Origin of the sequence: Sphingobium sp. B7D2B, assembly GCF_025961895.1 — a bacterium.
Classification (GTDB): Bacteria; Pseudomonadota; Alphaproteobacteria; order Sphingomonadales; family Sphingomonadaceae; genus Sphingobium.
The window spans coordinates 3,346,721-3,359,277 of record NZ_JAOQOM010000001.1 but is presented as its reverse complement, the minus strand read 5'-3'; the positions used below and the strand labels follow the sequence as shown (position 1 = coordinate 3,359,277).

The 12,557-nt window shown below is 65.2% G+C and carries 13 protein-coding genes; 7 read left to right on the top strand and 6 right to left on the bottom strand.

Features of this window, described 5'->3' with window-relative positions; genetic code table 11:
* Positions 1-951 carry an FAD binding domain-containing protein gene (locus tag M2341_RS15480; RefSeq protein ID WP_264585846.1) on the bottom strand — a complete coding sequence of 317 codons (951 nt, stop codon included), beginning with the start codon at positions 949-951 and terminating at the stop codon, positions 1-3.
* Entirely contained in the window at positions 948-1,583 is a 636-nt protein-coding gene (gene paoA / locus M2341_RS15475; protein WP_264585845.1) for an aldehyde dehydrogenase iron-sulfur subunit PaoA, read from the bottom strand. Before paoA ends, M2341_RS15480 begins: the two co-directional genes overlap by 4 nt.
* Before the next feature lie 39 nt (positions 1,584-1,622).
* Here paoA and M2341_RS15470 point away from each other — a divergent pair, with 39 nt between their 5' ends.
* The 4 genes from M2341_RS15470 (at position 1,623) to M2341_RS15455 (ending at position 5,674) form a co-directional block, all read left to right on the top strand.
* The gene (locus tag M2341_RS15470; RefSeq protein WP_319801061.1) at positions 1,623-2,192 is read left to right on the top strand and encodes a DUF1810 domain-containing protein; all 570 of its coding nucleotides are present in this window, start codon (positions 1,623-1,625) and stop codon (positions 2,190-2,192) included.
* A gap of 326 nt (positions 2,193-2,518) precedes the next feature.
* Complete coding sequence (locus M2341_RS15465; protein WP_264585844.1) at positions 2,519-2,836, top strand: DUF485 domain-containing protein; 318 nt, start codon at positions 2,519-2,521, stop codon at positions 2,834-2,836.
* A gap of 29 nt (positions 2,837-2,865) precedes the next feature.
* A complete protein-coding gene (locus tag M2341_RS15460) occupies positions 2,866-4,539 on the top strand; it encodes a cation acetate symporter (RefSeq protein ID WP_413715711.1) in 1,674 nt (557 codons plus the stop codon).
* A gap of 28 nt (positions 4,540-4,567) precedes the next feature.
* Entirely contained in the window at positions 4,568-5,674 is a 1,107-nt protein-coding gene (locus M2341_RS15455) for an alpha/beta hydrolase (RefSeq protein WP_264585842.1), read from the top strand.
* A gap of 108 nt (positions 5,675-5,782) precedes the next feature.
* On the opposite strand, the gene M2341_RS15450 is transcribed toward M2341_RS15455, so the two are convergent.
* Both M2341_RS15450 and M2341_RS15445 read right to left on the bottom strand, forming a co-directional pair.
* Entirely contained in the window at positions 5,783-7,468 is a 1,686-nt protein-coding gene (locus tag M2341_RS15450; RefSeq protein WP_264585841.1) for a carboxylesterase/lipase family protein, read from the bottom strand.
* A gap of 125 nt (positions 7,469-7,593) precedes the next feature.
* Positions 7,594-9,072 carry a phospholipase D-like domain-containing protein gene (locus tag M2341_RS15445; RefSeq protein ID WP_264579875.1) on the bottom strand — a complete coding sequence of 493 codons (1,479 nt, stop codon included), beginning with the start codon at positions 9,070-9,072 and terminating at the stop codon, positions 7,594-7,596.
* A 306-nt stretch (positions 9,073-9,378) separates the two neighbouring features.
* Here M2341_RS15445 and M2341_RS15440 point away from each other — a divergent pair, with 306 nt between their 5' ends.
* Entirely contained in the window at positions 9,379-9,783 is a 405-nt protein-coding gene (locus M2341_RS15440) for a hypothetical protein (protein WP_413715630.1), read from the top strand.
* A 51-nt stretch (positions 9,784-9,834) separates the two neighbouring features.
* Positions 9,835-10,383, top strand: coding sequence for a metal-dependent hydrolase (locus tag M2341_RS15435; protein ID WP_264585840.1), 549 nt, complete (start codon positions 9,835-9,837; stop codon positions 10,381-10,383).
* A gap of 70 nt (positions 10,384-10,453) precedes the next feature.
* Here the strand turns inward: M2341_RS15435 and M2341_RS15430 are convergent, their stop codons facing one another.
* Both M2341_RS15430 and M2341_RS15425 read right to left on the bottom strand, forming a co-directional pair.
* Positions 10,454-10,753 carry a DUF1153 domain-containing protein gene (locus M2341_RS15430; RefSeq protein ID WP_181561284.1) on the bottom strand — a complete coding sequence of 100 codons (300 nt, stop codon included), beginning with the start codon at positions 10,751-10,753 and terminating at the stop codon, positions 10,454-10,456.
* A gap of 80 nt (positions 10,754-10,833) precedes the next feature.
* Positions 10,834-11,154 (bottom strand): hypothetical protein, encoded by a 321-nt coding sequence (locus M2341_RS15425; protein WP_264585839.1) that lies wholly within the window; start codon positions 11,152-11,154, stop codon positions 10,834-10,836.
* Positions 11,155-11,315: 161 nt separating this feature from the next.
* On the opposite strand from M2341_RS15425, the gene mnmA reads away from it, so the two are divergent.
* Entirely contained in the window at positions 11,316-12,422 is a 1,107-nt protein-coding gene (gene mnmA, locus M2341_RS15420) for a tRNA 2-thiouridine(34) synthase MnmA (RefSeq protein ID WP_264585838.1), read from the top strand.
* The last annotated feature ends 135 nt before the right edge of the window (positions 12,423-12,557 follow it).

The window sequence follows — 12,557 nt, the reverse complement described above, 5'->3', positions numbered from 1 at the left end:
TCAACCCTTCGCGTCGTGCAAGATGCCGGCGAGCGTCCGCTCGACCAGCTCGATCTTGAATGCATTGTCCCTGGTCGGCGCGGCGCCGGCGAGGAGGTGCCGGGCCACTGCCTCCGCCCCTTGCGGGAGCGCGGCATCCGCGGCGTCCGTGCGCCAGGGCTTGGGCGCGATCCCGCCCACCGCAACGCGGCCAGAGCCATCCGGCTGGAGGATCGCCGCCACCGACACGAGCGCAAAGGCATAGGAGGCCCGATCACGCACCTTGTGGTAGACATGCTGGCCGCCAATAGGCTTGGGCAGCAGCACGGCCGTGATCAATTCGCCAGGCGCCAGCGCGGTTTCCACATGCGGCGTCTCACCGGGCAATTTGTGGAAGTCGGCAATGTCGATCGACCGGACATTGCCCTGTGCATCGACCGTCTCCACGCGCGCATCAAGCAGCCGCATCGCAACCGCCATGTCGCTCGGGTTCGTCGCGATACAGGCAGCGCTGCCGCCAATCACTGCCAACTGGCGGGAGGCGCCCTCAATGGCCGCGCAGCCCGTCCCGGCCTGACGTTTGTTGCAGGGTTGGTTGGTATCGTAGAAATAGGGGCAGCGGGTCCTTTGCAGCAGATTGCCGCCGGTGGTCGCCTTGTTGCGCAGCTGCCCGGATGCGCCGGCCAGAATGGCCCGGCTCAGGACCGCATAATCGCTGCGCACGCGCCGATCCGCCGCCAGCGCCGTGTTGGTGACGAGCGCGCCGATCCGCAGGCCGCCATCGGTCTCTTGCGTGATCTGATCGAGTTCCAGATCCTGCACATCGACCAGATGAGTCGGCGTTTCGATCTGCAGCTTCATGAGGTCCAGCAGGTTCGTGCCGCCGGCAATGAAGCGCGCGCCCTGCTGGCTCAAGACGGCCGTCGCGGCCTGAGCGGGCGAGGTCGCGCGCTCATAGGTGAACGGTCTCATGCCTTGGCCTCCGCGACTTCGGTAATCGCCTCGGCAATGTTGGAATAGGCGCCGCAGCGGCAGATATTGCCGCTCATCCGCTCGCGCAGTTCAGCGTTGCTGAGTTGCGGTTGGGCCGACAGATCATCGGTGACATGGCTCGGCACGCCCGCGGCAATCTCATCCAGCATGGCCACCGCAGAGCAGATCTGGCCCGGCGTGCAATAGCCGCACTGATAGCCATCATGCTTGACGAAGGCGCGTTGCATCGGGTGGAGCTGGTCTGGCGTGCCCAGTCCTTCGATGGTGGTGACCTTGTCGCCATCATGCATCACCGCGAGCGTCAAGCAGCTGTTGATCCGGACACCGTCGATCAGCACGGTGCAGGCGCCGCACTGGCCATGGTCGCAGCCTTTTTTCGTGCCGGTGAGTTTGAGCTCTTCGCGCAGCGCATCGAGCAATGTGGTGCGCGTGTCGGTTTGGAACCTGTGCGGCTGACCATTCACGCTCAGGGCAACCTCGACCATCGCCTCGCGTGGTTGCGGCAAGGGCTGCCGAGCATCGGCGTTGTTCAGGCTCATGGTCGCCGCCGTGGCCGAGCCGCCAACCAGCACGCCGCGTCGAGAGACGTGCCACTCCTCCGATCGATCCATGGCATCGTCGTCCTTCGCACCTGCTGATTGGATAATCCCATGCTGGCCGAACGCAGCAGCCGCGAATTGGCTTCCAAATTATCGTGGGTGGCAGACAGGCGCGGCACTGCCCGCCTGTCAGCACCGCTCGGGATAGGTTGGCTTTACAGGCTCCCACTGCCAATGTGCGGGATGACCAGCGATCCATTCGATCTGAACCGATTTGTCGACGCCCAGCAGGGACGCTACGCGCAGGCCTTGGCGGAAATCCGCGGCGGTGCAAAACGAACGCACTGGATGTGGTTCATGTTTCCGCAGATTGCGGGCCTGGGGATCAGCCCCACGGCGCAGCACTTCGCGATCCGCTCGCGCACCGAAGCCAAAGCCTATCTGGCGCACCCGGTCCTCGGCCCGCGCTATGAGGAATGCGTCATCGCATTACAGGAGCTGGATGGCTCCAGCGCTGAGCAAGTCTTCGGGACCATCGACGCGATCAAGCTCAGGTCGTCGCTGACGCTGTTTAACAGCGTTGAGGACAGGCCGATCTTCCGCGCGGCAATCGAGCGCTGGTTTGGCAGCCCGGACGAACGCACCGTCGAAATTCTGGGGCAGATGGATTCATCAGCCTGAAAGAGGGCGGTTGATGAAGCCGAGGCTCATATCGCCCGGCGAACGTGTCGCGAACCTTCCAATAAAATTGGCCCCATCGCCGATTCTAACCCACGCTTGTCACAGCCGAAACTCCCGTGTATTGAATGGCAATCGATTGCAAAATCGTTTTCAGACCTACGAGTTCGGGTCGCCCGAACCCTCTGCCCGGCCATCCTGCACACCTGGCCGGGCAGAGTTGGGCGACCGATGTGGATAAAGTCCCCAGCCGCCGGATGAGGGATTGACTTGCAATCGATGGACAATAGCCTGTCACACATAAATGTGGCGGGCGAGGGGAGTGGCTGATGGGTCTGGATGGCGATCATGAACTTGCGGCCATCAGTCGCGATCCGCACTATCAGGCTCTCGTCAAGGCCCGTGGCCGCCTCGGCTGGATTCTGAGCGGCGTGATGATGGCGATCTTCTTCGGCTTCATCCTGCTGGTGGCGTTCGGGCGCACCATTCTTGGCCAGCCATTGCCGGGCATGACGACGACCATTGGCGTGCCTTTGGGCATGGCGGTGATCCTCTCGGGCATCGCGCTGACCGGCCTGTATGTGTGGATTGCCAACCGCCGGTTCGATGCCGAGCTGGATGCGCTGCGCGCGGAGCATCGCCTGTGAGCGGTTCGCGCTGGGCGGCGCTTGCCCTCATGGTGGCTATCGGCGCGCTCATGCCCGGGATCGCCCGCGCGGAGACGCCGGGCAATGGCGGTCCCAATATGCCGGCCGTGGTCACCTTCGGCCTGTTCATCATCGTCACTCTGGGCGTTACGGCCTGGGCCGCGCGACGGACGCGCACGACGAGTGACTTCTATACGGCTGGCGGCGGCATCAGCGGTCGGCAGAACGGTCTGGCCATCGCCGGCGACTATATGTCCGCCGCCTCGTTCCTCGGCATCTCCGCGCAGATTTATGCCGATGGCTATGATGGGCTGATCTACTCCACAGGTTTTCTGGTCGGCTGGCCGATCATCCTGTTCCTGCTCGCCGAGCGGTTGCGCAATCTGGGCCGGTACACTTTTGTCGATGCCGTCGCGTTCCGCTTCGCGCAGACGCCGGTGCGGATTTCTTCCGCCTTCAGCTCGCTCACCGTGGTGCTGTTCTATCTGATCGCCCAGATGGTCGGCGCGGGGCAGCTCATCCAACTGCTGTTCGGCATTCCCTATCCTTATGCGGTCGGCATCATCGGCCTCGCGATCACCGCTTATGTGCTGTTTGGCGGGATGATTGCGACGACCTGGGTGCAGATCATCAAGGCAGTTATGCTGCTCGGCTGCGCCACCTTCATGTCGCTCGCCGTGCTGTATCGCGTCGGCTTTTCGCTGGACACGCTGTTCGAGCAGGCCGTCGCCGCCAAGCAGGCGATTGCGCTGGCCGCAGGCGCCAGCGCCGATGCAGCGGCGGCGAGCGCGCGGGGCATTCTCGCACCCGGCGGCTTCATCAAGGACCCGCTGTCTGCGATTTCGCTCGGCATGGCGCTGATGTTCGGCACCGCTGGCCTGCCGCATATCCTCATGCGCTTCTTCACGGTGCGCGATGCCCGCACCGCGCGCGCCTCCGTGCTGTGGGCGACGGGCTGGATCGGCTATTTCTATGTGCTCACCTTCATCATCGGCTTTGGCGCGATCGTGTTCGTCGGCAGCAACCCGTCCTATCTCGATGCCTTGAGCGGCGGGCTACGTGGCGGCAGCAACATGGCTGCCGTCCATCTCGCGGACGCGGTGGGCGGCGAGGTGTTCATGGGCTTCGTCTCGGCGGTCGCCTTCGCCACCATATTGGCAGTGGTGGCCGGGCTTACCCTTTCCGGCGCCTCGACCATCGCGCATGATCTCTATGCCTCGGTCATCCGCAAGGGCAATGTCGACCAGGCGACCGAGCTGCGCCTGTCGCGGGTTACCGTGCTGGTGCTGGCCCTGATCGCGGTCGGGCTGGGGATCGCGTTCGAAAAGCAGAATGTGGCGTTCATGGTGAGCCTGGCCTTCGCCGTGGCTGCTTCTGGCAACTTCCCCGCCCTCTTGCTCTCTATCCTGTGGAAGGATTGCACGACGCGCGGCGTCGCCTGGGGATCGGCCATCGGCACGCTGACCGCGCTGGCGCTGACGATCCTCTCGCCGGTGATCTGGGTCGGCCAGCTTGGCGCTGCGCACCCCATCTTCCCGCTGGCCTCGCCCACTTTGGTGTCGATGCCGCTGGCCTTCTTCACCATCTGGCTGATCTCGACGCTCGACCGCAGCGCGCGGGCGCAGGTGGACCGCGCGGGCTACACTGCCCAGCGCATCCGGTCCGAGACCGGCATCGGCGCCGCCGGCGCCAGCGATCATTGATCTGACTCATGCGACAGGAGACGCAATCATGAAGTTTCTGAACCGATCCTCGGCCTGGCTGGTGGCGGCGCTGCTCGCCACGACCGGCCCCGCCCACATGGCCAGCGCCCAGCCGCTGCCCGATCCCGCCGCCGTCATGGCGGCCCCGCTGAGCGCGGAGGATGCAGCCAAGCTCGCGCCCGTCGCGCCGGAACTGCACGGCGCTGCACGCATGGCGCTGTATTACTCGACCCTGATGGGGCCGATGAACGAGGAAAGCGTACGCGCCTCGCGCACGTCGGGCCGCATGGGGCCGCCCCCGCCGCCGCATCACCGCGACGTTCCGGTCGTCGAGCAGATGATCCCCGGTGCGGCCGGCGCGCCGCAGGTCAAGCTGTACGTCATCAATGCGCAGGAAGGCGCCTGGCGCGGCGGCATCCTGCACACGCATGGCGGCGGCTACATCCTCGGCACGGCCGCCACGGACGTGCGTCGCCTGCAGGAGATGGCCAAGGAACTGAACGTGGTCATCGTCTCCGTCGAATATCGCCTCGCGCCGGAAACGACCTATGCCGGGTCCATCGAAGACAATTATGCCGGCCTGCGCTGGATGCATGACAATGCCGCCAAGCTCGGTCTCGATCCCAAGCGGATCGCCGTGATGGGCGAGAGCGCCGGTGGTGGCCATGCGGCGCTGCTGGCACTGACCGCGCGCGACCGCGGCGAAATCCCGGTTGCTTTCCAGGTGCTCATCTACCCGATGCTGGATGATCGCACCGGCGGCGTGGTGAAGGTGCCTTCGCACATCGCCACAGTCGGCTGGGACGCGCAGCAGAACCAGCTCGGCTGGAAGGCGTTCCTCGGCCAGCAGCCGGGCACGAACAAGGTGCCGGCCACCGCCGTGCCGGCGCGCGCTGCTTCGCTCAAGGGTCTGCCGCCCGCGTTCATCGCTGTCGGCGGTGTCGATCTCTTCGTGAGCGAAGACATCGACTATGCCCGTCGCCTGACCGAGGCCGGCGTGCCGACCGAGTTGCTCGTCGTCCCCTCGGCTTATCATGGCTTTGACGCCATGGCGCCGGACTCGCCGCAGGCCAAGCAATTCAACAAGGCCCGCATCGAAGCCCTGCGCCGCGCTCTGGCGACGCCAGAGAAATAAGCCGTAGCTTGATTCACAGCGTCTGCCGGCCCTCACCGGTCGGAGAGCACAGACGGGGGCGATCGCAAGGTCGCCCCCTTTTCCTTACAGTCGATCGGGCGTGGGTCGTCAGCCTTTCATCGCGCCGAGCTCGGACTCGTCCCAACCCGTTCGCATGGCCGAGACGGTGTCGAACCGCATGGTCTGCGCGCCATGGCCCACCACGGCGTCCCATTGCGCCAGCCCGCCATGATTGGGATTGCCCGTCCGCGCGAAAGCAATCCACGCGTCGGCCATTTCGGCCTCCAGTTTAAGGGCGGCGGCATCGCCACCGGTCATGCTGGCACATCGTTCGGCATTGGCGAAGACATAGGGGATTTCCGCGCAGTGGAATGCGCGCGGACGCCCGTCCAGCACGGGCGTGCTCCGATCAAAGCTGTAAAGCCATGCCGGGGCGCGACGCAGCGCGGCCTTGCCGCTCGCCTGATCGATGGCGGTCTGGCGGATCGGTGCGGTGGCGACGCGTGACCAGATGTCGCAGGACAGGGCCTCCGGCGTCGTCCGACGAAACGCGGCCACCACCGCCGCGCCGCGCCCTCCCGTGTATCGATCAGCCCGGTTCAGCAGCTCCGCCTCGCTCATCGTGAAAAAGTCCGGCTGGTTGATCCCGGTGGTGAACTCGTTGAGGGTCGTGCCGACGATCAGCGGCACATCAGCCGACAGCGCAAGGGACTGCGGGGCGTCGGGATTGGCGGGCAGCACCGCGCCATCCACTACCGGGGTAAAGCCGTAGCGGCCGCGGGTCCGAGCCTCCATGGAGCCGCCTTCGGGCAGTGGCGGATTCTCCCGGCGGAAGATGGCCGAGCTCGCCGCCAGCAAGCGATCATAGGGTAAGGAGTGCAAGGCGCGCAGATCGGTTTTGCCGATGCCCAACTCCGCCAGCATGAGTTCCCCCAGCTTACGGGCCTGGGCGTGGGGCGTGGCCTTTGCAAAGGACCCGCTCTGAACAATCGCGCGGTGAAACAGGCCGCGCGCGGCGGGCATGGCCATCAGCGTCGAAACCTTGGCGCCGCCGCCGGACTGGCCGAAGATCGTGACCCGACCGGGATCGCCGCCAAAGGCCTCGATATTGCGCTTCACCCATTGCAGCGCCGCGACGATATCCAGCATGCCGACATTGCCGGACTGCGCATAGGCCGGGTCCACGCTGGAGAGGTCGAGAAAACCGAGCAGGTTGAGACGGTGATTGAGCGTGACGACCACCACATCGCCCCGCTGGGCGAGATTATAGCCCTCGAAGGCGGGGATGTCGTGCCCGGAGCCGGCGACAAATCCGCCGCCGTGGAGCCAGACCATCACCGGGCGTCGGGCATTGTCCGTGCCGGGCGTCCAGCTATTGACGCGCAGACAATCCTCGCCGTCGAAGCTGTCATTCCACTGGAAAATGAACGCCTCTTCGTCATTCTGGCGGCCTGTGCCCTTGTCCTGCGGGCAGATCGGCCCATAGGCGAGGCTGCTGCGCACGCCGGTCCAGGGCTTGGCTGGCTTGGGCGGGAGGAAGCGATTGGCGCCGCCGGTCGTGTCGGCATAGGGGATACCGCGAAACATGGTGATCCCGCCCCGCATGAAGCCGCGCACCCGGCCGCTGGCGGTCTCGACATCCGCCATGCCTGTGCCGGTAAGAATGGGACCGCGCCCGCCGATGGCTCCGGGACTCGCCTGCGCCGGTCGCGCCCCGCTGGCTAAGGCACCGGTGGCGACAAGCCCTTGCAGAAGCGCCCGACGACTTGCGCCCTCTCCACGCGAACCTGTCATGTTCCTCTCCTTGCCCTAAGGTGTTCGCAATCGATTACAGGTTTAGGCCCTTCGCGCGCGGAAGCAAGCCGGGTGAGGCCCACAATCGGGCTGTGCCGCGCTACCCGCTTGATCGTTGGGGAGGATCAGCCCCTGCTACGGCGCCAGCCGGAGAGGCGGCGCAGCAGGCCGCGGTTGCTGAGGGCTTCGAACATGTCGTCCGGCCCTTCGGGGTCGAGGATCTGGTTGTCCGCCAGCCAAGCCTCGACGCCTGTGAGGTCGGGAATCTCATAGGGCACCAGCGTGCGCCGGCGGCTCTTTGCATTTTTCCGGCCCTTGAAGCGGAGCGCCTCGATCGTCTCGATCAGCGATCCGCTGGCGGCTAGCTTTTTCTCGACCTGTGCGATGCTGGCATCGAGATGCTCGGCCAGCAGATCGTTGCGAACCTCCGCGATGGCGGCGCTGCATCCAGAATTGCTCGGCCGCGAGCAGTCCACGGCCACGTCGCATTCCGTATCGAGCCGCAAGGAGCGGGCATTCATGTTGGATGAGCCGACGCGCAGGATCATATCATCCACGATCATCACCTTGGCGTGGACGTAGATCGGCTCCTGATCGCGGGTGACGGGGTGGTAGAGCCGGAACCGGCCATGCTTGTCCCGCCGCCGCAGCGCGGCCACCAGTCGGGCGCGCGCGGTATCCATGGCCAGCGGTTCGAGCCAGCCTTGCGCGGCCTCGGGATTGACGATCACGATCTCTGGCCCGTCCGGCTCGTCCAGTCGCCGGGCCATGGCTTCGGCGATGCGGCGGGAGGCGAAATACTGGCTTTCGGCATAGATCCACCGCTTCGCGCGCCCGATCTGCTCGATATAGAGCTGCTCGATCTCGGTCACCTCGCGCTGGTCCGGCATTTTGGGTGCCGTGCGGGCGATGAGAACCTCCACATCCTCGAATTGCACCGGCAGCGCTTCCGGCCAAACGTCATGCTTGCTGCGGATGCCGGCAATGGTCTGCCCGGTCGCCCGCTTCCAGCGGTCGCGCGAATGCTCGCCCAGCGCCGCCGCCGCCGGCCCCTGCAGCGCGGTCGTGGCATCGTGCCAGGGCATGTAGGCCGGCCCTTTGCCGGGGCGATGTCGCTCGGGTTCCTCGTCGCGATGCGCGCGCGTGTCCCACCGGTCGCCGGTCATGTCGATCCCGCCGCAAAAGGCGAAGCAATCGTCGATCACGACGATCTTCTGATGATGCGACCCGCCGGTGGGGTGATGAGCGTCCAGCTTCACATGGATGCGCGGATGGATGGCCCATTTGGCCACGGTGAAGATGGTCTTGCCCCGGAACAGCGACCCAATGGCGCCGAGATCCCAGCGCAGCAGATAGACTTCGAGCTCGGGATTGGTCTCGACCAGCCAGTATATGAGATCGCCGATGGTGGTCGGTTCCGGACCATCGGGTTGCCCGTCTTCCCGGTGCGCCAGTTCGATCCGCGCATCGAAATCCCAGCCGACCAGCATGATGCGCTTGCGGGCGCGGATCATGGCCTGCCGCGCGAACCGGAAATAGTCTTCCGCGTCGACGATCACGCAGGCTTTCGCGGCCTTGGCAGCCCGCCAATAATTGCCCTTCATGCCGACGCGCTCCCCGCGACCCCCGCCTCGACGTGTCCGCGAGGGTGGGGCTGTAGGCGGCCTGCTTCGATCATGCTTTCCCCGTTTCAATCGCCATCGGAACCCTGAGGCGTAACGGCTATCATTACGGTTGCAACGCAAAAGGGTGCCTGGAGCCTTGCCACTTTTCGCGCGGAACTGTGCGCGATGGCTCGCGGGGGGGCCGGAGTCTGTCCGTCGCGCCGGCGACTCGGTTCGTCCCCGCAACGTTGCTGCTGCGGAACTGCCCGTCTAGCCGATCGCGAAGCCAGTTTCCCGGAGTTCCCCATGACAATGACCATTCGCACCGCGTTGATTTCTTGCACGGGGCTTCTTCTTGCGGGTCTTGCCGTCCCCGCGCAGGCAGAAGGGCTTGGGGCGGAGGGCAATTATGCCCGCGCCAATGGGCGCTGGGGTGCTGAACTGGGCGCTGGTTATGCGGTGGACTTTGCAGGCTTCAGCCTCACGCCGGCCGCCGGGGTTTATCTGCGCGATGGCGGCACGGCTGCCTATGGCCGGGTGGAAGCGGCTTATCAGATCCCTATGTCCCTGCGCATCGGCATCGGCGCGCGGATCAGCGGCGAGGAGCCGCGCGTCTATGGCACCGTCGCCATGCCCCTGCTGCCCCGCGTTGCCGTGAAGGGCAATGTCGGGGACCGTTATGTGTCCGTGGGACTGACGGTCGGCTATTAAGCGTCGACGATGGCGGTTGGCTGACAGCCGAAAGTCGCGCAGAGAGGCGACATGCCGACCATCTTCAGCCATGCCGCCATTTCCCTGTTCGCCGGCGGTGCGCTAGGCCGGCGCCGGATTGCGCCAGCCCTTGCGATCATCGGTGGGGCGCTCGCTGCCCTGCCGGACCTCGATGTGATCGGATTTCCCCTCGGCATCGGCTATGCCAGCCAATGGGGGCATCGAGGCTTTACCCATTCGCTGGCGTTTGCGCTCGGCGTGGTCGGCCTGGTCGCGCTGGTCTGGCCGCGCGCGCGGCATCCAGCGGCCTTTGCCTTTCTGTTCGCCTGCGCAGCGTCCCATCCTCTGCTCGATATGCTGACCGACGGCGGGCAGGGCGTGATGCTGTTATGGCCGTTCGACCATCAGCGGCTGTTCCTCGACTGGCAGCCGATCCGCGTCTCCCCGATCGGCGCGCGCTTCTTCTCGGCGCGCGGGCTGGAGACGGTCTACTCCGAACTGCTGCTGATCTGGCTGCCCGGGCTGGCGATGATGACTGCCGCGTGGTTTTGGCGCCGCTGGCGGAGACAGGAAGTTGGGGCCTCCAGCAAACGCCCATAAAGAAAGGCCCGCGCCGATGGCTCGGGCGGGCCTGTTTCTTTGGGAAGCGCGAAAGAGACCCCGCGCTGCCTCAAAAGCGCTGTTGGCGCTCGTAAAGCGACTTGTAATGCTGGATCCGCGTGACCCGCAGACCCGGCATGCCGGACCGGTCCACCGCGCGCTGCCAGCTGGCGAATTCCTCGAGCGTCAGATCGTAACGCGCACAGGCTTCGTCCACTGTCAGCAGGCCGCCATTGACGGCCGCCACGACTTCCGCCTTGCGACGCACTACCCAGCGGGTGGTCGACGGGGGCGGCAGCGAGTCAAGCGTCAGCGGCTCACCGAGAGGGCCGACAACTTGAGCAGGGCGAATCTTCTGGTTCTCGATCATTCTTTCCTCATTCACCGACGGGGATCGGTCTGACACGGTCTTCTTGCTCATGATGTTGACCCCAAAGCTTTTCACTCCGGCTAACCGCCAGAGTGAACGGCGCCTTCACCATTGGTCCCCACCGCCATGAATGCCGCCACGGATGCATTGAACGATCCCGCCGCGCGTTGCAGCGTTGCTGGGCTCGGTGTGTTCGATGCAAAGATCAGGCTCAGCCGTGACGGCTCATCCGCAAGCACGACCGGAAGATCGGCTTCACGAATGGCCCGGGCCGTCGGTGTCGTATCCTGGCGCGCGGCGTGAACCGTGAGCAGCAGGCGCAGATCCGGGATCCGGGGGCTGCGTCCGCTTGCCAGGGCGACAGGCAGGGCCTGATCATCGAGGTTGGCACTTATGTCCATGGCCACCCTGCTAGCAGCCAAAAGATAAGCGCTCGTAAAGGCCGTGGTGACAGGTTGTTAGGTGAGATTACCGGTGCATAGACCGCGACGGACGGTCTTTACTCGCTGGTCATGGGTTGCGGGTGCTGGTCGCTGCGCCCCAATGCGCTTATATGGCGCCGATGGACGGACTTTTTCAGCTTCCAATGCCTCTGCAGGGCAAGCGCATCATCGTCGCCATGTCCGGCGGCGTGGATTCCAGCGTGGTTGCGGCGCTGGCCGCACGGTCGGGCGCGGAAACGATCGGCGTCACGCTGCAGCTTTACGATCATGGCGCCGCCGTGGGGCGGACGGGAAGCTGCTGCGCCGGGCAGGACATTCGCGACGCGCGGGCGGTCGCAGACAAGCTCGGCATCGCGCATTATGTCTTTGATTATGAAAGCCGCTTCCGCGAAAGCGTGATGGACCGTTTCGCCGACGAATATCTGGCCGGACGCACGCCCATTCCGTGTGTCCGCTGCAATATGGGCGTTAAGTTCACCGACCTGTTTGCGCTGGCCCGCGATCTGGGTGCCGATTGCCTGGCCACCGGCCATTATGTCCGGCGCGTGGCAGGTCCGGCCGGCGCCGAGCTGCATCGCGCTGTCGATCCCGCGCGGGACCAGAGCTATTTTCTGTTCGCCACGACGCAGGACCAGCTTGATTATCTGCGCTTTCCGCTCGGTGGCATGGAAAAGCCGGTCGTCCGGCAGATCGCGGCAGAACTGGGGCTTGGGGTTGCGCTCAAACCGGACAGTCAGGACATCTGCTTCGTGCCCGATGGCGACTATGCGGGCGTGGTGCGGAAAATCCGGCCCGAAGCCGATGATGCGGGGGAGATCGTCCATATCGATGGCCGTGTGCTGGGGCCGCATAAGGGCCTGATCCATTATACGGTGGGCCAGCGGCGTGGGCTGGAGATCGGCGGCCTCGCAGAACCGCTCTATGTCGTGCGCCTGGATGCCGAGCAGCGCCGGGTGATCGTCGGGCCGAAAGCGGCACTGGCCGTGCGCGCCGCGCGCCTTGACGAGATCAACTGGCTCGGCGGGACGTTCCATGGAAGCTTGAGCGCCAAGGTGCGGTCCATGGCCCGTCCCGTTCCCGCCCGGCTGGATGGCGACCGGTTGCTCTTCGAGAGCGAAGAATTTGGCGTGGCGCCGGGTCAGGCGGCAGTGCTCTACGATGGAGACCGGGTGCTCGGTGGCGGCTGGATCGCGGAAACGGAAGGCGCGGAGATGGCCATCGCATAAGGGCCGCGAGCCCTACCGTGAAACAAAACGTCAACTCCCATGGCTTAGAGGTGAGTGGCGGCTTGCGGAGTGCGTCCATGGCAATTTTGAAAAGGATCAAGGGTCGGGCGAATCGAATCGCCAGGAACCTTTCAG

Excerpts from the sequence above, each read along its gene's own strand:
- M2341_RS15480 (WP_264585846.1), bottom strand. The coding sequence starts at position 951 with ATGAGACCGTTCACCTATGAGCGCGCGACCTCGCCCGCTCAGGCCGCG.
- paoA (WP_264585845.1), bottom strand. The coding sequence starts at position 1,583 with ATGGATCGATCGGAGGAGTGGCACGTCTCTCGACGCGGCGTGCTGGTT.
- M2341_RS15470 (WP_319801061.1), top strand. The coding sequence starts at position 1,623 with ATGCTGGCCGAACGCAGCAGCCGCGAATTGGCTTCCAAATTATCGTGG.
- M2341_RS15465 (WP_264585844.1), top strand. The coding sequence starts at position 2,519 with ATGGGTCTGGATGGCGATCATGAACTTGCGGCCATCAGTCGCGATCCG.
- M2341_RS15460 (WP_413715711.1), top strand. The coding sequence starts at position 2,866 with ATGGTGGCTATCGGCGCGCTCATGCCCGGGATCGCCCGCGCGGAGACG.
- M2341_RS15455 (WP_264585842.1), top strand. The coding sequence starts at position 4,568 with ATGAAGTTTCTGAACCGATCCTCGGCCTGGCTGGTGGCGGCGCTGCTC.
- M2341_RS15450 (WP_264585841.1), bottom strand. The coding sequence starts at position 7,468 with ATGACAGGTTCGCGTGGAGAGGGCGCAAGTCGTCGGGCGCTTCTGCAA.
- M2341_RS15445 (WP_264579875.1), bottom strand. The coding sequence starts at position 9,072 with ATGAAGGGCAATTATTGGCGGGCTGCCAAGGCCGCGAAAGCCTGCGTG.
- M2341_RS15440 (WP_413715630.1), top strand. The coding sequence starts at position 9,379 with ATGACAATGACCATTCGCACCGCGTTGATTTCTTGCACGGGGCTTCTT.
- M2341_RS15435 (WP_264585840.1), top strand. The coding sequence starts at position 9,835 with ATGCCGACCATCTTCAGCCATGCCGCCATTTCCCTGTTCGCCGGCGGT.
- M2341_RS15430 (WP_181561284.1), bottom strand. The coding sequence starts at position 10,753 with ATGATCGAGAACCAGAAGATTCGCCCTGCTCAAGTTGTCGGCCCTCTC.
- M2341_RS15425 (WP_264585839.1), bottom strand. The coding sequence starts at position 11,154 with ATGGACATAAGTGCCAACCTCGATGATCAGGCCCTGCCTGTCGCCCTG.
- mnmA (WP_264585838.1), top strand. The coding sequence starts at position 11,316 with ATGGACGGACTTTTTCAGCTTCCAATGCCTCTGCAGGGCAAGCGCATC.